16 protein-coding genes are annotated in these 17,729 nt (G+C 59.1%); 6 read left to right on the forward strand and 10 right to left on the reverse strand.

The genetic code is table 11. The features are described 5' to 3' along the window. Positions 1-9 precede the first annotated feature (9 nt). From COA55_RS04585 to COA55_RS04595, 3 genes are all read right to left on the reverse strand, one after another. On the reverse strand, positions 10-1,242 hold the full coding sequence (locus tag COA55_RS04585; RefSeq protein WP_290500817.1) for an efflux RND transporter periplasmic adaptor subunit: 1,233 nt from the start codon (positions 1,240-1,242) through the stop codon (positions 10-12). Positions 1,243-1,458: 216 nt separating this feature from the next. Continuing rightward, positions 1,459-2,700: a TolC family protein gene (locus COA55_RS04590; protein WP_290500818.1), complete on the reverse strand. Its 1,242-nt coding sequence runs from the start codon at positions 2,698-2,700 to the stop codon at positions 1,459-1,461. A 111-nt stretch (positions 2,701-2,811) separates the two neighbouring features. Beyond that, the gene (locus COA55_RS04595; protein ID WP_290500819.1) at positions 2,812-3,105 is read right to left on the reverse strand and encodes a hypothetical protein; all 294 of its coding nucleotides are present in this window, start codon (positions 3,103-3,105) and stop codon (positions 2,812-2,814) included. 161 nt (positions 3,106-3,266) lie between these two features. Here COA55_RS04595 and COA55_RS04600 point away from each other — a divergent pair, with 161 nt between their 5' ends. The 4 genes from COA55_RS04600 (at position 3,267) to COA55_RS04615 (ending at position 6,735) form a co-directional block, all read left to right on the forward strand. Then, complete coding sequence (locus COA55_RS04600) at positions 3,267-3,695, forward strand: PaaI family thioesterase (RefSeq protein ID WP_290500820.1); 429 nt, start codon at positions 3,267-3,269, stop codon at positions 3,693-3,695. A 417-nt stretch (positions 3,696-4,112) separates the two neighbouring features. After that, positions 4,113-4,562 carry a response regulator gene (locus COA55_RS04605; protein WP_046961721.1) on the forward strand — a complete coding sequence of 150 codons (450 nt, stop codon included), beginning with the start codon at positions 4,113-4,115 and terminating at the stop codon, positions 4,560-4,562. A gap of 39 nt (positions 4,563-4,601) precedes the next feature. Beyond that, positions 4,602-6,053, forward strand: a complete 1,452-nt coding sequence (locus COA55_RS04610) for an ATP-binding protein (RefSeq protein WP_290500821.1) — start codon at positions 4,602-4,604, stop codon at positions 6,051-6,053. Next, the gene (locus COA55_RS04615) at positions 6,043-6,735 is read left to right on the forward strand and encodes a hypothetical protein (protein WP_290500822.1); all 693 of its coding nucleotides are present in this window, start codon (positions 6,043-6,045) and stop codon (positions 6,733-6,735) included. Before COA55_RS04610 ends, COA55_RS04615 begins: the two co-directional genes overlap by 11 nt. A 148-nt stretch (positions 6,736-6,883) precedes the next feature. Here COA55_RS04615 and COA55_RS04620 read toward each other — a convergent pair whose 3' ends face one another. Beyond that, entirely contained in the window at positions 6,884-7,945 is a 1,062-nt protein-coding gene (locus COA55_RS04620; RefSeq protein ID WP_290500823.1) for a transporter substrate-binding domain-containing protein, read from the reverse strand. Between the two features lie 40 nt (positions 7,946-7,985). On the opposite strand from COA55_RS04620, the gene COA55_RS04625 reads away from it, so the two are divergent. Beyond that, positions 7,986-8,468, forward strand: a complete 483-nt coding sequence (locus COA55_RS04625) for a hypothetical protein (RefSeq protein WP_290500824.1) — start codon at positions 7,986-7,988, stop codon at positions 8,466-8,468. Positions 8,469-8,615: 147 nt separating this feature from the next. Here the strand turns inward: COA55_RS04625 and COA55_RS04630 are convergent, their stop codons facing one another. Continuing rightward, positions 8,616-11,681 carry an efflux RND transporter permease subunit gene (locus COA55_RS04630; protein ID WP_290500825.1) on the reverse strand — a complete coding sequence of 1,022 codons (3,066 nt, stop codon included), beginning with the start codon at positions 11,679-11,681 and terminating at the stop codon, positions 8,616-8,618. Positions 11,682-11,693: 12 nt separating this feature from the next. After that, positions 11,694-12,920, reverse strand: coding sequence for an efflux RND transporter periplasmic adaptor subunit (locus COA55_RS04635; RefSeq protein WP_290500826.1), 1,227 nt, complete (start codon positions 12,918-12,920; stop codon positions 11,694-11,696). A 138-nt stretch (positions 12,921-13,058) separates the two neighbouring features. On the opposite strand from COA55_RS04635, the gene COA55_RS04640 reads away from it, so the two are divergent. Next, positions 13,059-13,709 (forward strand): TetR/AcrR family transcriptional regulator, encoded by a 651-nt coding sequence (locus COA55_RS04640; protein ID WP_063519400.1) that lies wholly within the window; start codon positions 13,059-13,061, stop codon positions 13,707-13,709. Positions 13,710-13,811: 102 nt separating this feature from the next. Here COA55_RS04640 and COA55_RS04645 read toward each other — a convergent pair whose 3' ends face one another. The 4 genes from COA55_RS04645 to creB form a co-directional block, all read right to left on the reverse strand. Beyond that, positions 13,812-14,054 (reverse strand): hypothetical protein, encoded by a 243-nt coding sequence (locus COA55_RS04645; RefSeq protein ID WP_290500827.1) that lies wholly within the window; start codon positions 14,052-14,054, stop codon positions 13,812-13,814. Beyond that, positions 14,051-15,427, reverse strand: coding sequence for a cell envelope integrity protein CreD (gene creD / locus COA55_RS04650; protein WP_290500828.1), 1,377 nt, complete (start codon positions 15,425-15,427; stop codon positions 14,051-14,053). Before creD ends, COA55_RS04645 begins: the two co-directional genes overlap by 4 nt. A 191-nt stretch (positions 15,428-15,618) precedes the next feature. Next, a complete protein-coding gene (gene creC, locus COA55_RS04655; protein ID WP_290500829.1) occupies positions 15,619-17,025 on the reverse strand; it encodes a two-component system sensor histidine kinase CreC in 1,407 nt (468 codons plus the stop codon). Beyond that, positions 17,022-17,699 (reverse strand): two-component system response regulator CreB, encoded by a 678-nt coding sequence (gene creB, locus COA55_RS04660; RefSeq protein WP_290500830.1) that lies wholly within the window; start codon positions 17,697-17,699, stop codon positions 17,022-17,024. The genes creC and creB overlap by 4 nt, the downstream gene beginning before the upstream one ends. Positions 17,700-17,729 lie beyond the last annotated feature (30 nt).

The raw sequence follows: 17,729 nt of genomic DNA on the forward strand, positions 1-17,729 counted from the left end.
CGGTGTTCCTCAGTGGTTGTGGACGTCGAAGCCTGACTTGGCCATTTCGCTGGCCAGGAAAAAGGCACCGCGAGTGACCACGCGAGTGCCCGGTTCGATGCCAGTGACAATGCGGCGGTTTTCCAGTTGGCCATTGAGTTCGATTTCCACGGGTTTGTAGTGGCCCGGCTCTTCTTCCACAAACAACTGCCAGTCGCCATCGGCACTGCGGGTGAGCGCCTCTTCCGGCACAGTGAGTGCGTTCTCGGGAGCCGCTAAAGAGAGCGCCACATCGGCAAACATGCCCGGGTGCAGCAGGTGGCCAGCATTGGGGACCGCTACGCGCACGGACAAGGTGCGGGTGATCGGGTTGAGGCGATGACCGGATTGAATCACTTGGCCATTCACCGAGGTTTCGCCCACGATCACCTGCGCCGGGGTACCGGTGGCGATCTGTAGGCCGGGGCTCGGTGGCAGTGCCGCTTCTGCCCACAATTCGGATTCATCCACCAGCGTCACCAGGGCACTGCCGGCGGTAAGCCATTGGCCTTGCTGAAAGGCATCTTCCAGCACCAGGCCTTCGTCGGGCGCGGTGAGGGTATAAATGCCTTTCTCGCTTTTCCCGGCTTCAATATCGGTAATGGCGTCATCACTCAGACCGTAACCCTTGGCGCGGGCACGCAGTGACTGATACTGGCTCTGGGCGTCCAGGTAGCGCTGGTTGCCCACCGCTCGGCGGCCCAGATTGCGGACCCGCCGCCAGCCATCTGCCGCCACTTGCAGTTCGCTTTGCAGTTGCGCCATGGCCGGGCTGAACAAGGTGGCGATGGCATCCCCTTTTTCCATGTGCTGACCCAGCGTGGCACTGCGTGATTGCACCTGGGAATCGATACGGACCGGCACTACCCAGGTGCGGTACTGGTTACTGGTGATCTCCGCAGGCACGGTAAGAGTCAGGCTGGCGTTGGCGTCGGGCTGCAGGGTAATGACTTGCAGGTCGAGCATTTTTTGCTGCTCACCCGTCAGCTCCAGTGTGGTTTCTTCATCGTCGTGTTCGCCGTGTTCGGCTTCATGATTGTGCGCGGTTTTTTCTTCGTCTTCATGGGCATCGTGTGCGTCATGATCATCATGGGATTCTTGCCCATGGGATTCGCTCTTCGCTGGCGCAGCTTCATGGTCATGATCGTTTTCGTCTTCTGCCCAGACGGGAAAAGACAGGGTGGCCAGCAGCGCAATGGCCAGTGGCGTTTTTTGAAATGTCATTTTCGTTTTCATAAAAAATTTTCCATTTTTTGTAGGAGCGCCGTTCAGGGCGCGAAGAAGTTGGCACCGCGTGTTGCAGAAACCATTCGCGCCTCAAGTGGCACTCCTACAGTAATTTTTCGCTTAATTTCTCGTTTCGAGAGGTGGTATTCGCTTCGCTCACCCTTCGGGCCAGCCTGCGGCTGTTACCTCGCAAGCTCGGTTCCTGCAGAGCCGTTATTCGTTGGCCAACTGGTTCAGCCAGTCGTTAAGTTGGGCGCTTTCATAGAGCCACTGCACCCAGGCTTTCTGCATGGCATCGCGCAGGGCGATACCGGCCAGCCGGGTATCGAGCCGCTGGTTCAAGGCTTGCAGATAGTTCTGGGTGGTCAGCTCGCCCTGCTGCCAGACGCGCTGGAGTAATGCAGCGCCGCCGGCCAGGCTATCGCCGGTGAGCTGTTGCCAGGTTTCCCATCGCTGGCGGCGCTGCTGGTAATCGCTCAACGCACCATCAAGGCTGGCCTGAATATCGTTGCGGGTTTTCTCCAGCAGTGCGCGGCGCGCCTCACTGTCTGCCAGGGCCGCCTGATAATCGGGTTTACCGGTATTGAAGAATTTCAGCGGCAGGCTGAAATCCACCCCCCACAGATTTTCGCCATCTTCCTGACCCACCCGCAGGCCCAGGGTCGGGTCGGTGTTGCGCTGTTTATCCGCCACCGACACGCCGCGCTCGGCCAACGCCAGCTGCTGCTCCGCCAGTTGCAGATCGAAGTTGGCGGGCAGCCGCTGTGAAGCGGTATCGGTGAGCGCCGACGCCTGCCAGCGATCGGCCGCCGGCAAGGCTACCGCCGGTTGCTGGCTGGCCAGCTGCTGGCGTAGCGCCGTGGCTGCACGGGTGGCGGCGCTTTCTGCATCGGCCAGCGCCTGCTGGGCCTGGCCCAGCGACAGGTAGGCCAGCTGTGCGTCCACCTGGCCCACATCCCCGGCTTGTTCGCGGCGGCGAATCAGGTCGGTGAGGTCACTGAGCTGCTGCGCCTGCTCACGGGCCGCCGCCAGTTGCTCGCGGGCAGCGGCATGGGCCACCAGCGCGTTGAGGCTGTCCGCCAACAGGCGGGCGCGGGCCTTGTCGCCACGCAGCTGCGCCAGTTGATCACGCACCGCCACGGCATCGCGGCTGGCGCGGGCCTTGCCCGACCAGTCCAGGGTCTGGCTGAGGCCCACGGTCTGGGTGATATCGAGGCTGTCTTCGTAGTCGATATTCAATGAGGGGTTATAAAGCGGCTGCGATAAAGCCCGGCTTTGCGCCAGCAACCGTTCCTGCTCAGCAGTAATCGCTCGGCTGGCGGGCAGCTGACTCACTTGCCGCTGCACCCATTGCGCCCATTGCGAGGGCGAGGAAGAAGTATCGGCCGACGCACTGGCATACGCGCACACGGCCAGTAACAGTGCGGCCACGCGCACTGCGGTCTGGATTCCCATAGGGAGACTCCTGATGTTTCAAAACGTCACGTCAAGAACAATGCCGGGCCACGCTTACGGCGCACATTCACCGGTGGACGGGGCAGCAAAGTCGGAAAAACGAAGAAACGATCAGGCTATCGGAGGACGGAAAGGATTATCGGCCGGGGCATCCGGCAAGAAGGGGCGTAACGCCATTTGACCCGCAGAGGGAGGGGCCAGGCGCAACGGTTCGCTATCGGTGGAGGCCATAAAGCCATGACATTGGCAGCAATGGTCGCCACCCTTGTCCAGTACATCGGCACTGGCCAGGTCCTGTTGGACCTGCTCCATGGACACCCGGTCATCATGCTCATGGTGCACAGCATCCAGCACCAGTACATGAGTACTGATGATAAGCAGCAATGTGTAGACCAGTGCTTTCATGGGATGCCCGCTAATCAGGGAAGACGCAACCTTGCGATACCCATGGACCGCCGTCAAGGCTGACAGTTCCCCGGAACCGGGCGGAACAGCCTGCCATCCCGTTTTTCCGGTAGACGCCGTATAGTGACGGCGCCATAAAAACGATTATGACAGGAGGAACCATGAGCCACATCGATCAGGTCAAAGACGACGTGCTCGCCCACCCGCTACATCGGGCCTGTGAGCTGGAACTGATCAGCGCTGAGGATGGCCGCAGCGAAGTCCGCTTTCCGGTGAACGACTTCACCACCAACCCCGAGGGCGCGCTGCACGGCGGTATCGTTTATGCCTTGATGGATGTGGCCTGCTTTTTTGCGGCCATCTCCAAACTGCCATCGGACCAGCACGCGGTGACCATCGAAACCCACAGCAGCGTGCTGCGCGCCGCCAGCCAGGGAGAGCAGATCATTATTCGTGCCCATGTGGATCGGCTGGGCCGCACGCTCGCGGCCATGCGGGCGGAAGCCTATGCGCTAAACGCACAACAACAGGAGCGACTGATCGCCACCGGGTCGGTCACCAAGGCCATTATTCAGACCGTAGTCACCTGATGCTTGATGCCCGAGGCCAGACGCTGAAAACCGAACACCTGCCGTGCCACAGGCGTGCGTGAACCCGTGGAAATAATGCCGCACGGAAGACGGCTTTCAGATCGATTATCTTTGTTCCCGCAGCACTGGAGCACCACTCACGGGGTTATCATTGGCCAGTCGACCCACCTGGCATTTTTCCCCGCGACCTCGTGAAGACGCTTTTTCCCGATTATTTCCCCCTCACAGACAAACGGCAAAACGGGCTGCATGACCGGCCCCCTCTGGCCTGCGGCGTCAATTGTCAGCCCCTAGAGCGGGGCGTATTGTAAAACCGGGTACCCCCCTGGCCCGTCAGGGGGAGCGCAACGTTGTTGAACGCATGCAGTCGCCGGCAGGACGCCAGCGTAGTAGCACGCCGTGAGTGAGGGATTCAGCATGTATCAGATCATGGTCGTGGACGACGAGGAATACATCCTCAAAGCCTTGAAACGCACCATCAACACCTACACCGACTGGGAGGTGGAAACCTACCAGAACCCCCACGAAGCCCTGCGCCGGGCACGCACCACCGTGTTCGATGCAGTGATCACCGACTATATGATGCCGGAGATGAATGGCCTGGAGCTACTGCAGGAATTGCGCGATCTGCAGCCCGATACCATTCGCATTGTACTGACCGGGGTGATCGACATCGAAACGGTCATGTCCGCCATTAACAAAGCCGGCGCCTTCCGCTTTATCCCCAAACCCTGGGACGACGAACAGCTGCTGGACAATATCCGCGAAGGCCTGAAGTTCCGCGATATTCTGCTGGAAAACCGTATTCTGGCGGAAACCGTGCGGGAACAACGCGAGACCCTGCGCAGCATGGGTTACGAGGGCTAGCCCTTTCAGCCCGACAAACAACAACTAACGGCGCGGCGCATGAATAGCTTGCTGGACAAAACGGAGATCGGCTTTGGCATGGAGGCCCAGGGGTTATTCCTGGTGTGTTCCACCGTGATTCTGCTGATCATTATTTTCTTTCTGTACAAAACCTATCGCACGTCCATCAATGTTGAAGCCAAGCTGGCGGAATTCTCGTCACTGACGGATAACCGGTTTGGCCGCAAGATGCACCTTATTGAAGTGAATGCGGACGAATACAAACTCAACAAGGCCCTGCTCGGCCCGCTGGCGCGCATCATCGACGAGTACTGCGTACTCACCACCGACCGCCACGGCACCATTACCTTTGCCAACGGCAAATTTCTCGCCCTCAGCGGTCACTCCTTTTCCCGCCTGATTGGCCAGAACGAAAGTTTCAATCACCCCGACGATGACTCACTGCCGGTGATGCAGTGCGACCAGGCGCTATCCGGGGTGTGGAACGGGGAGGTTTGCAACCGCCATGCGGACGGCAGCCGTTACTGGATGAACATGTTCCTGTTCCCGCTTTCCTACATTTCCGATGAAGACGATGGCTATATTTATTTCGGCACGGACATCACCAGCATCAAGACCGAAAACAACCAGCTGATGCAGGAAGTCAAAGACAAGAACCAGAAGCTCGACCAGGTGGAGTCACTACTGCTGCACTCTGAAAAAATGGCATCACTGGGCACCATTTCTGCGGGCATCGCCCACGAGATCAATAACCCGATTGCCTTTGTGTCATCCAACCTGAACCGCAGCCGGGACTATCTTGGCACCATGGCGGGGATTATTCAGGGGCTACAAAAACGCATTAGCGAAGAAAAATTTCAGCAATTTCTTGACGCAGAAACCAACCTGAATGTGGATGCCCGCAAGCTGACCTTCATGATGGCGGACTACCCCGCCTTGATGGACGAAACCGACGAAGGCATCGAACGGATCAAGAAAATCATTCGCGACCTGAAACACTTTTCCCACAATCAGCCGGAAGCCTTTTCGCCAACGGATATCGCCACCTGTATGGCAATGTCTTTGAACCTGGCAAAGCATGAACTGAAAAACCGCATTACCGTGAGCCACTCACTGCCGGATTCCATGCCGTTGATTAACGGCTCGGAAAGCCAGCTGTCGCAGGTTTTCATGAATGTGTTCGTCAACGCCGCTCAGGCCATCGAAGGGAAAGGCAATATCACTATTGCCGGCCACTGCGATGAACAATGGTGCACCCTGACTATTACCGACGACGGCCCCGGCATTGCTGAAGATACTCTCAAACAGATTTTCGAACCCTTCTATACAACCAAACCGATCGGCCAGGGCACCGGACTTGGGCTGTCTATTTCCCACGACATCATCCAGCACCACGGCGGCACCATGACCGTGGAAAGCCAACTTGGCGCCGGCACCACCTTTACCATCCGGCTGCCGCTGAAGCAGACCGACCGGGCCGATGCAGCCTGATTTCGTTTACACCCTCACCACACCCGCCGGGGCGCAGCAACGCATCCCGATTACGCTGGTTGAGCAACACGGCACCATCGCTATCCCCGATACCTTTACCCCACCGGACTGGGCAGAACTGAGCTACCACCAGTGCAGCCACTGCCCACTGGACCCACGCGAGCACCGCTACTGCCCCGTCGCCCGCAACCTGGCCTATCTGTTACCCGATTGCGCCCTGGGGGATTCATTTCAGCCGGTGACGCTGGACGTACAAACATGGCAACGCAACTACCATCAGGACACCACCCTGCAGCGGGCTCTCAGCTCCCTGTTCGGCCTGATCTGCGCACTGAGTGACTGCCCGCATACGCGCTTCCTGCGCCCCATGGCCAGCTTTCACCTGCCGCTGAGCAGCGACACCGAAACCCTGGTGCGCACCGCCAGCCTGTACCTGTTGCAACGCTATATCCGCAACCGCCAACAACCGGAACAGACCATTTCCCTGGACGGCCTGAATGCGCGCTACGATGCACTCAATGAACTGAACCGTTGTTTTACCGGGAGGCTGCGCCAGCGCGGTGAGTCCGATGCGCCGATCAATGCGTTAGTGCTTTTGCATGTGACCGCGCGGGAAATGCACTGGAATCTGGAAGAAGAACTGGAGAGCCTGGCGGCGTTGTTTGCCGGGAGCGACAGTTAGATAAACGCCCAGGCGCCAGGATGTCGGATTACGCCGCTACGCGGCTAATCCGACCTACACGAAGCACAGCGTTTACAATAAAGCGGCGTAACCCGACACCAGCGAACGCAATCTCCCATTCAATCAACCCCCCAACCAAAACCCACCGTTATTCTTCCGCGCCCAGATAGCGATTCAACACTGTGCGCCACTCCTGGGTCGGGAGAATTTCCAGCATGGCCTGATCCAGCCGCTCACGCAGCGGGCTACCATTAGCCATGGCAAAGGCATAACTTTCTTCGCGAACCAGCGATGGCAACACCAACGCATTGGTGGTGCCACGCTCGCGCAACATATAGCGCATCACAGGCGCATCGGAGACCAGGGCATCTACCTCGCCAATCATCACCGCGCGCAGTGCCTGCTGGTTATTCGGGTAAGGCACAAAGTTTGTACCCTGACCCGCCAGCCAATGGGCACCGCTGGTGCCGTCCACCGCCGCCACTTTTACCCGGGGCAAATCGGCCGCGCCATTGATACGCGACTGCAGCTCATTCAGCGTCACACTGGAGGCAATGGCGGCAGTGAAACCGGAAATGGTGATGATGCTGACAAACATCCAGATCAAGCCCACAACCCGGCCGCCGGCACTCACCGGCGCCTTGTCGCCGTACCCCACCGTGGTCATGGTCACCGCCGACCACCAAAAGCCGCTACCGATACCCTGGCTGGCAGAGCCGCCGAACTGCTCTGGATTCTTGCGCCGCTCCAGCAACCAGATCAGCAACCCCACCAGCAACAGCACCAACACCAGCGCCAGCACGGCTGACATAAACTTCCAGCTGAACAGGTTGCGCAGTGTCGCCACCCAACCACCCGCTTCATTGCGGGTGGCAATCCCCAGGCCCGCCCGAAACATGGGCTGGGTGAAATCCAGTCGCCGCTCACGGTCGGCGGTCACACTCACAGCGCCGATGGCCACATCCGCCTGGCCCTGCTCCACCGCCGCCAGCATTTCCATCACTGACCCATAAGGCCGCAGGCGATACTCAAAGCCGGCCTTTTCCGCCACCTTCTCCCACAGTTCCACGCTGATGCCGTCCCAGCGATCTCCTTGCTGATAACTGAAAGGCGGCGACGCTTTCACCGCCACCGTTAACGGTGCGGCCTGCGCCGTTGAAACCAGCCCCCATAGGCAAACCAGTACCAGTGCGAGTATTCTGCCGTTCAATGTGTTGCTCCTTTTTCTTCCACTACCAACGCGGTAACCCATGCCCCAACGTCCGCGAGCATTGAGCCTGTTGCTGCTCATCAACTTATTCGTGCTCTCACCGCCAGGCAACGCCCACGGCATCCTGCCGGATGAAATCCCCATGGCCGCTGGCACGGCACTGCGCGAGCCCGGCAATCTGGCACCACAAACGGCGGTGCTCACGGATCACTGGGCGCCGCACTCACTGAGCTTTACTCAGGGACAGGCCGTGTTACTGACCCTGGATAATGCCAGCCCGGAGTGGCATTTGCTTGCCCTGGTCGATGATACGGCCCTGCGCGACCAGAGCCTGATCCACCGGCTGATGCCGGACCTGCGCAAGGACTACCCCAACACCCGCCTGAGCGAACCCGGCACCCGTGTGCAACTGCCCTGGCGTTTCGACAAACCCGGCGAGTATACCCTGCGTTGTTTACGTGCCGAGCACCAGCAACACAGCCCCGCATTAACGATTACCGTCCGAGCCATTGCCCCCCGATAGTGCTTCACCGACCGAAGATCCATCGCCACACGCCGCAAACAATCAGGTCCGTTTTGTCGCAATTGCGTGATAAACCCAAAAAAAGCCCCGGCAAGTGCCAGGGCAAGGGGAAAACCGGAAACTGTCCGGCAACAGAGTCAGCGTTCGTTATGCTGTATCGGCATGCTCTTCTTTCACCCGGAACCAGGCCGCGTACAGCGCGGGCAGGAACAGCAGGGTCAGCGCGGTGGCCACAATCAGACCACCCATGATCGCCACTGCCATGGGGCCAAAAAAGACACTGCGCGATAACGGAATCATTGCCAGAACAGCGGTTAGCGCGGTCAACGCAATGGGCCGGAACCGGCGGACTGTGGATTCAATAATCGCATCCCAGGCAGTGAGCCCCTGATCCATGTCCTGACCAATCTGGTCAACCAGAATCACCGCGTTACGCATAATCATGCCGGCCAGTGCGATCGTGCCCAGCATGGCGACAAACCCGAATGGTTTCTGGAACAACAGCAGGAAGAAGGTCACCCCGATCAGCCCCAGCGGCGCCGTGATAAAGACCATCACCGACAACGGGAAACTGCGCAGTTGCAGCATCAGCAAGGTAATCACCACCAGAATGAACAGTGGCATCCCTGCGTTGACCGATTTCTGGCCCCGGGCCGATTCTTCCACCGTGCCACCCACCTGCAGCAGGTAACCCGGCGGCAGGTCCGCCTGCACCTGGGAGAGCGTCGGCATGATTTGCTGCATCAACGTGGCGGGCAGAGCGCCGTCTTTCACGTCCGCCAGCACCGTCACCGTTGGCAAACGATCACGATGCCAGATGATGCCCTCCTCGAAACCGGATTCCAGTGTCGCCACCTGATTCAGTGGCACGCTGCGTCCACTGTCCGTCTGCACGGCAAGGTTGCCCAGCAAGCCCAGAGCATGACGCTCGTGGCGATCGCCTCGCACTTCCACGTTGATCAGCTCATTGTCTTCGCGGTACTGGCTCACCGCGACCCCGGAAAGGGACGCCTGCAGCGCCGTGGACAAGTCCGACGTGGTAATCCCCATGGCGCGCGCCCGGTCCTGATCCACCACCAGACGCACCACCTTGCTGGGCTCTTCCCAATCGAGATGCACGTTGGCGGTGTGCTCGTTATCACGCACTTTCTCGGCCACCCGGCGAGCCAACTCCCGCACCTGGGAAATATGCTCACCGGACACACGCAGCTGAATCGGATAGCCCACAGGCGGACCATTCTCCAGTCGTGATACGCGGGTACGCACGGCCGGGAATTCCCGCTCCAGGATCTCCATCAACCAGCTACGCACCTGTTCGCGTTCTTCCACATTCCGGGTGAGCACCACAAACTGGGCGACACTGGCGGCCGGTAATTTCTGATCCAGCGACAGATAAAAACGGGGCGAGCCGCTGCCCATATAGCCCACGTAATTTTCGATCATGTCGTTTTCGCCAAGCATGGCTTCCAGGCGCAGAGCCTTTTCCTGGGTCGCCGTCAGCGATGCGCCTTCTTCCAGCTTCATATCCACCATCAACTCAAGCCGGCCGGACGCCGGGAAGAATTGCTGAGGCACAAAACGGAATAGAAAAAGCGAGAACACGAAGATGCCCACGGTCAGCCCGATGACCGTTTTCCGGTAGCGCACACACCACTCTACCCAGCCACGGAAACGACGATAGAACGGCTTCTGGTAAGGATCGTGCACATCCCCACTGGCATCACGGCGTGCCAGACTGGGCAGCAACTTTTCACCCAAATACGGAACGAACACCACCGCCGCCACCCAGGATGCCAACAAGGCAATGGTGACCACCTGAAAGATGGAGCGGGTATATTCCCCGGTGCTTGATTCTGCAGTGGCAATGGGCAGAAAGCCTGCAGCGGTAATCAAGGTGCCGGTGAGCATGGGGAAGGCCGTACTGGTCCAGGCAAAGCCGGCAGCCTTGATACGGCTGAAACCCTGCTCCATTTTTATCGCCATCATTTCCACGGCGATAATGGCATCGTCCACCATCAGGCCCAGTGCCAACACCAGCGCACCCAGCGAAATCTTGTGCAGGCCGATGTCGAAATATTTCATCGAGGCAAAGGTCATCGCCAACACCAGCGGAATGGAAAATGCCACCACCAGCCCCGTGCGCCAGCCCAGTGAGAAGAAACTCACCAGCAACACGATGGCCAGCGCCTCCATCAGCACCTGAACAAATTCTCCCACCCCGGCTTCCACCGCCGCCGGCTGATCCGATACCTTTCTCAGCTCCATACCAATGGGCAGGCTTTCCTGCAATTTGGCAAAGGTCTGGTCCAGGTTGTCACCCAGCTTGAGAATGTCGCCGCCGTCTTTCATGGACACCGCAATACCAATGGCATTTTCGCCCATGAAGCGCATGCGCGGCTGCGGCGGATCGCTGAAACCACGATAAACGTTGGCGATATCGCCCAGGCGCAGGGTGCGGTTTTCTACCTGAATGGGGAAGTTACGGATATCGTCCACGCTGGTGAATTCACCGGAGACCCTTAGACGTACGCGGCTGCTCGGCGTTTCAAAAAAACCGGCATCGGCCACGGCGTTCTGCGACTGCAATGCCTGCTGAACCGTCACCAACGGAATGCCCAGAGAGGCCAGTTTGGTATTGGCAATTTCTACCCAAATCTTTTCGTCCTGCAGACCGACCAGCTCCACCTTGCCCACGTCGTCCACCCGCTGCAGGGCCAACTGCAAACGGTCGGCGTAGTCTTTCATGATGGCGTAATCAAAACCCTCGCCGGTGAGCGCATAGATGTTGCCGAAGGTGGTGCCAAATTCGTCATTAAAGAAGGGGCCACGTACGTCCTGGGGCAGGGTGTGGCGAATGTCGCCAATCTTCTTGCGTACCTGGTACCAGAGATCCTTGATGTCCTTGGAGCGCATTTCATCCCGGGCCATGAACATGACCAATGACTGGCCGGGCCGGGAATAGGAGGTAATGCGTTCAAAGTCACCGGTCTCCATCAATTTCTTTTCCACCCGTTCGGTGATTTGCCGAGAGACTTCCTCGGCACTGGCACCGGGCCACAGGGTGTTGATGGTCATCAGTTTGAAGGTAAAGGGCGGGTCTTCACTCTGGCCCAGGTTGGCATAGGAAATTGCCCCCATGGCACCGAGCAGAATCATGGCGTAAAGCACCAGGGTGCGGTTCTTCAGCGCCCATTCGGAGAGGTTGAACGACATGGTCATACTCCCCTATTGATCCGCGTCTGGACTTGGCGCCGCATCGGCATCGCTGCCTGGCTCTGCACTTGCGGCGTCAGCCTCTGCGGGCTCGGGCTGTACCGCCGCGACAGTCTGTTGCAAATCGATCTGACGATTCTGACGATCCACCGGGATCACCGCCTGCCCTTCACGCAGCAGATGCGTGCCGGCGGTCACCACCCAATCCTGCGGCTGCAGACCGCTGAGCACCGGTACCACCTGCTCCTGGTACGGCCCCACTTCCACGGATGTTTTATGCAGGGTAAGCGCGTCCGGATTCACCACCCAGACGTAGGTTTCTCCCTCCTCGGCGGTGAGCGCAGACAGCGGGATACTGAGTACCCCGGCATTATCCCCACCGCTGACAAACACCCGGGCAGACTGACCCAGGTCCGCCCCGACATCCATATTCTCGAACGCCACACGGGCTTCAAATGTGCGCGAGCGAGGGTCCGCCGCAGGCGACAATTCCCGAATCTTGCCTTCGAATACCTGGCCGGGACGCGACCACAATTCAATGGCCACCGGCATGCCGATCTTGAAGCGCCCCACATCCTGCTCGGGCAGATCGATCCGCACTTCCCGGTCGCCATCGACCGCCAGCACAAACACTGCCTGCCCGGCAGCAACGACCTGGCCGGCCTCCGCCAGACGCTGGGCGATAACGCCGTCGCGGGGAGCCTTCAAGGAGGCATAGTCCGCCTGATTGCGAGCCACGTTCAGATTGGCCCGGGCCTGCCGCAATTGCGCCACGCTGGCGTCATAACGGCTTTCAAAGGAATCGAACTGGGAGCGGCTGATCACATTGCGCTCCATCAGCTCGCGGTATCGTTCCAGTTCGCTGCTGGCCAGCTTGTGGTCAGCCTGGGCAGAGGCCATTTGCGCCCGAGCCGCATCCAGGCGCAGGCTCACATCATCGGTATCCAGTTTGGCAAGTACCGTGCCTTCGCTGACCCGGTCCCCCACATCCACCAGCCGCTGACTGATTTTGCCGCCAATACGAAAACCCAGTTCCGGCTCATAACGGGCACGAATTTCCCCGGGAAACACATCTTGGCTGGCATCCGCCGACAAGGGCTGGGCCACCAGCGCCGGGCGGGCAGGTGCCTTGTCTTCCGGCTCAGAATCGGAACAACCCTGCAGGGCCAACGCCCCCGCCGCCATTCCCGTGACGATCAGCCCCGACAGCACTCTCGACAGCAATACAGAACGAAACATGACTGGCTCCCTCATTGACCCCACCTCTTTAGACGGATCCGCCCGGTAAGTTGGCGGATTGTGCCGGTCTTGGCTTGCCGGCATGCTATACTCGCCAGTATAGTAATTTTATTAAACTGAACCGTCCAGTATTGAAATATGACCGACTCTGCCTCTCCAGATCAGCCCAACCCACGCGGACGCCCCAAAGACCCGGCGAAACGCACCGCCATCCTTGAGGCAGCCAAAACGCTGTTCCTGTCACAGGGCTTTGTCGGCACCAGCATGGATGCCGTGGCGAAACAGGCTGGCGTTTCCAAACTCACGGTGTATAGCCATTTCAGTGACAAGGAAACGTTATTTTCGTCAGCCATTGAGGCGAAATGCCACAACCTGCTGCCCATGCCGATCTTCGAACTGGAGCCAGACCTGCCTATTCGCGCCACTCTGACCAAGATTGGCCTGGCGTTTCTCGAATTGATCCATACCGACGAAGTGATCGAGTTACAGCGACTGATGAGCAGCCTGGCTACACAGGACCCGGCCATGTCACGGCTGTTTTTTGAAGCAGGCCCCCAGCGTACCATCGCCGCCATGGAAAACCTGGTGCGCAACGGCAATAGCGCAGGGCGATTGCAGGCAGACAACCCCAAACAGGCGGCGGAGAATTTCTTCAGCCTGCTACAAGGCTGTGAGCATATGCGTGTCATTATTGGCTGTAACAAGCCAATGACGAGCCGTGAAGCGCAGCCCCATGCCGAACAAGTGGTAGATATGTTTTTGCGGGCTTACGGGAAGGGTGAGAAGTAACCGGATTTAGCGGCAGGACAAAATTGAAAGCAGCGGGGCCCTCGGCCCCGCCCTGAAAAGATCAAAAGGATTTTCTGACGCCCCTTCCTCTCCAACGCTAATTCAATACACGCTACGCCTGACTTTCACTTCTGCCGCATAAAGCAGTGCCCTGCCCCGACGCCGCTCACCCAGTTGCCACCAGATCACCCCAAGCCAGCGAATCGCCCGGCGATTCTCTGCATTGCAGGCCAGTGCTTGCTGGGCGATGCGTAACGCTCGCCCAAGCAAGCGCTGTCGATAGCTGGGGAACCGCTTGGCGGCCCGCACCAGGGTCGCAATATGGCCCAGCCCGTCGGCACTCACGGTGCGTTGCCGCGCTGGGCACTGTCGGCATTCGCCTGCACCTTGGCGGCGGCCTTGCCCGGCACCGCGAAGGCATACCAGTCCAGCTTGCGAGTCACCACCATCACTGCAGCCAGGGCAGCGAACAGCAGCAGGGCGCCCAGCAACAGGGCATAGTCTTCAGCCATGAGAATGCCGTAGATCAACCCCTGCACCAGTAGCAAGCTCAAGGCAAAGGTCCAGCCGGCTTTGAGCGAGCGCATGGCGGCCATCAGGTAGATGCCTATCAATGCACAGCACGATAACGCGGCCACCAGGTAGGCCAGCAAAAAGTCGATATGCTCACTGAGTGCCACCAGCAACAGGTAGAACATGGCCAGCGCCAGCCCCACCAACAGGTATTGCATGGCGTGCAACGGATACCGGCGCAGCACTTCAAAAAGGAAAAACGCCGCAAAGGTGAGCCCCACAATCAGGTAGCTGTATTTCAGCGCCCGCTCACTGGAGAGCAACCCTGTTACCGGCTGCACCAAGCGCACCCGCAATGCCTGACCGCTATCACCGCATGCCGCATCGCCGCGGGCACAATGGATCACACTGGCCGCCGCCAGGCTGTTGGTGCGCCACTGGCTGGTAAAGCCGTCATGGGTAATCTCACGTTCCACCGGCAACACCAGCCCTTCGAAGCTGGGGTGCGGCCAATCGGCGCGCAGCGCCATGCGGGTTTCCTTCGCCAACGGCAAGGCGCCGAGTGATTCTGTGCCGTTCAGATTCAATCGCACCTTTACCGTAAAGGCGCCGCTCAAATCGTCGGGCAGCGCCACCGCCACGGCATTGCCTCCCACGCCATCGGGTAACTGCTCGGTTTCCACCAGGGGCAGCGGCACATCGTTGACCAAAATTTGCGGACGCTCAACCAACCCGCGCAGGTCCTGAATCTGCATTAGCAGCAACGGTTTCTGTGAAGACACCACCTGTTCCGGCTGGCTCACTTGCTGCCAGTTGGCAGGAAACACGGCTTCGATGTGCAACAGGCTTCGGTATACCGGCACGCCGTAAATACCGCGATAGCGCATTTCACTTTGCAGCTCGCCATCAATGCTCAGGGTGTCCGGAATCTGGCTATCCAGTACCTGCCGCCGCTCAATGACCGTACAGGTTTCGCCGCTACGGCAATCGTGTTTTTCTACCAGCTGTTTGCGGGTTCGTGGCACCACAATCAGTGGCCCACCGATCTGCTGCTCGCCGCTCACCTGTCGGGTAATCTGGTGTTTGACGTGCATCGCTTCATTACTGCGGTCGGATATCTTTCCCTGGATCATTAACAGCGGCATGACCAGCACCAGCATCAGCCCGGCAATGGTGAACATTTTCAATAACAGGTTGGGTCGCATGGCTTCTCTCCCACAAATGACGCCCTCAGTGTGAGAAAACAGTGTGCGAAACCGGTTTGAGGGTTTTGTGGGGATTGTGTGGGGGAAAGTGGTGACGAGTTGCGAGAAGCGAGTTTCGAAAACCCGGGCCATTTTTTTCTTCTCGCTTTTCGCTCTATCGCGCCGCCAACAATGCTCCTGCGGGAAGAGGTCTATTCGGGGAGGATTAGCCTGGCCTGAACGCCTTCCGGGGTGTTTCCCACCTGCAGGCTGCCGCCGTGCAGACTGGCGATTTCGCTTACCATGGCCAGCCCCAGGCCTGAACTTCTTTCCTGACCCGGCGCCGGCAGGGAATAGAAACGCTCGGTGATGCGTTCAAGCGCATAGTCAGGAATCATGGGGCCAGTGTTGGTTACTATGAGACAGGCTGCTTCAACATGCACCTCGATCGTGGTTTTCTCTTTGGCAAAACGCAGGGCGTTATCCAGCAGATTGAACAGCGCCAGCTTAAGGGTCTCCGCTTCCGCCAGCAGGGCACCTTCATTCACGGCCACCTCCAGCCGCTTTTCAGCCAGCAGCGAATAGCGGCTGTGTTGCCATTCCTGCACCAGAGCGGAAATTGCCACGGCACTTTTTCGATGCGGCAGGCTTTCCAGTTTTTCCAGCCTCGCCATGGCCAGCAACCTGTCCAGCAGATCACTCAACCTGATGCTTTCGTGTATCACATTATCCGTGAAACGGTGCAGGGCCGGATCGCGCACTTCCTCTGCCAGAATTTCACCAGCGCCACGAATCGCCGCCAACGGGCTTTTCATTTCATGGGTCAGCAGTGTCACGTTATCTTCCAGCTGTGCCCGTGCCTCCAGGCGTCGACGCATGGCGGTGACGGCATCCGCCAGGTCGCGAATTTCATCACCGCCACGGAACACCGGTGGCGCCGGTCGCTGGTCGTTGGCGACGGCCTCCGCATAGCGACGCAGGCGGTTCACCCGGCGGCCAAGCCACCAGGACAACAGCCCACCCAGCAACAGGCACACCAGTAACGCCAGGCCGCCGTAGACCATGAGATAGCGCTCCGCCCGCTGCACAAACGGCTCGATGGCACGCCCGGGTTTACCCAGGCTGATAACACCGATAAGGCTGCCGTCATGGCGAATGGGGGCAGCCACGTACATCACCGAGGTGGATGGATCCTGTGGATCGCTGCGGGTGGTCCGCGCGCCGTAGCGGCCCTGCAAGGTCAGGTGTACATCGTTCCAGCGAGAAAAATCCTTGCCCTCATCCCGGCCACGGGAATCGAATAGCACCGTGCCGGTGGGGCCGGTGATATACACATGAGTGTGGATGCGCGTTTTCTTCAAGCCCCAGATATCCGCATCCGGGGTGCGCCCGGCGTAACGGTTAAGCGCATCCCGCAGTGCCGGCGTGATCACGATTTCCCCGTTAGCCGCATCGCTGGCGACAATTTCCGCCAGCAGATTGGCGGCATCCACCAGGGTTTCTTCCGCCGATTGGCGCACCAGCGGTTTGGCCTGGCCAAATACCAGATCAAGCACGAACCAGCCCACCAGACCCAAGATAAGAAAATAAAAGATCAGCAAGCGTTGACCGAGCTTCATGGCATTTCCAGCACGTAACCGATACCTCGCCGGGTGGCGATAAGCTGATCGCCGCCCAGCGGACGCAATTTCGCCCGCAGGGTCTTGATATGAGTATCCACGCTGCGCTCGAAGCTGTCTTCATCGCTATCGCAGATATCCAGCAGGTGGCTACGGCTGAACACCTGCCCGGGGCGCTGCACCATGGCCGCCAGAATGCGGTATTCCGAACGCGTCAGTGTCAGCGGTTTGCAACGAAAAGAAATACGAAACCCGGCTTCATCCACCTGCCAGGGCGATTCGTCAACGGCGTGAGCGGGCGCCGGTGACGTGGGCACGATGCGTTTGAGAATGGCACGAATACGAGCCACCACTTCGCGGGGGCTGAACGGCTTGGTGACATAATCGTCACCACCCAGCTCCAGCCCCAGAATGCGATCCACTTCATCCTGACGAGCGGTGAGAAAAAGCACCGGTAATTCGCTGCGCTGGCGCAGCTGCTTGAGCACCTCAAAGCCATTGATATCCGGCAGCCCCACATCCAGCACAACAACGTCGAAAGGCTGGCCATTCACGGCATTCAGCGCATCCTGCCCCAGCGTCACATGGGTCACGGCGAAATGCTCACGCTCCAGCGCAAACACCAGCGGTTCAGCAATACGCGGTTCATCTTCTACGATCAGTACAGCGGGCACTTGAAATCTTCCTGGCCAGTAACCATGGCA

The sequence above is a fragment of the Alcanivorax sp. genome, from assembly GCF_002733835.1.
Lineage (GTDB): Bacteria > Pseudomonadota > Gammaproteobacteria > Pseudomonadales > Alcanivoracaceae > Alcanivorax.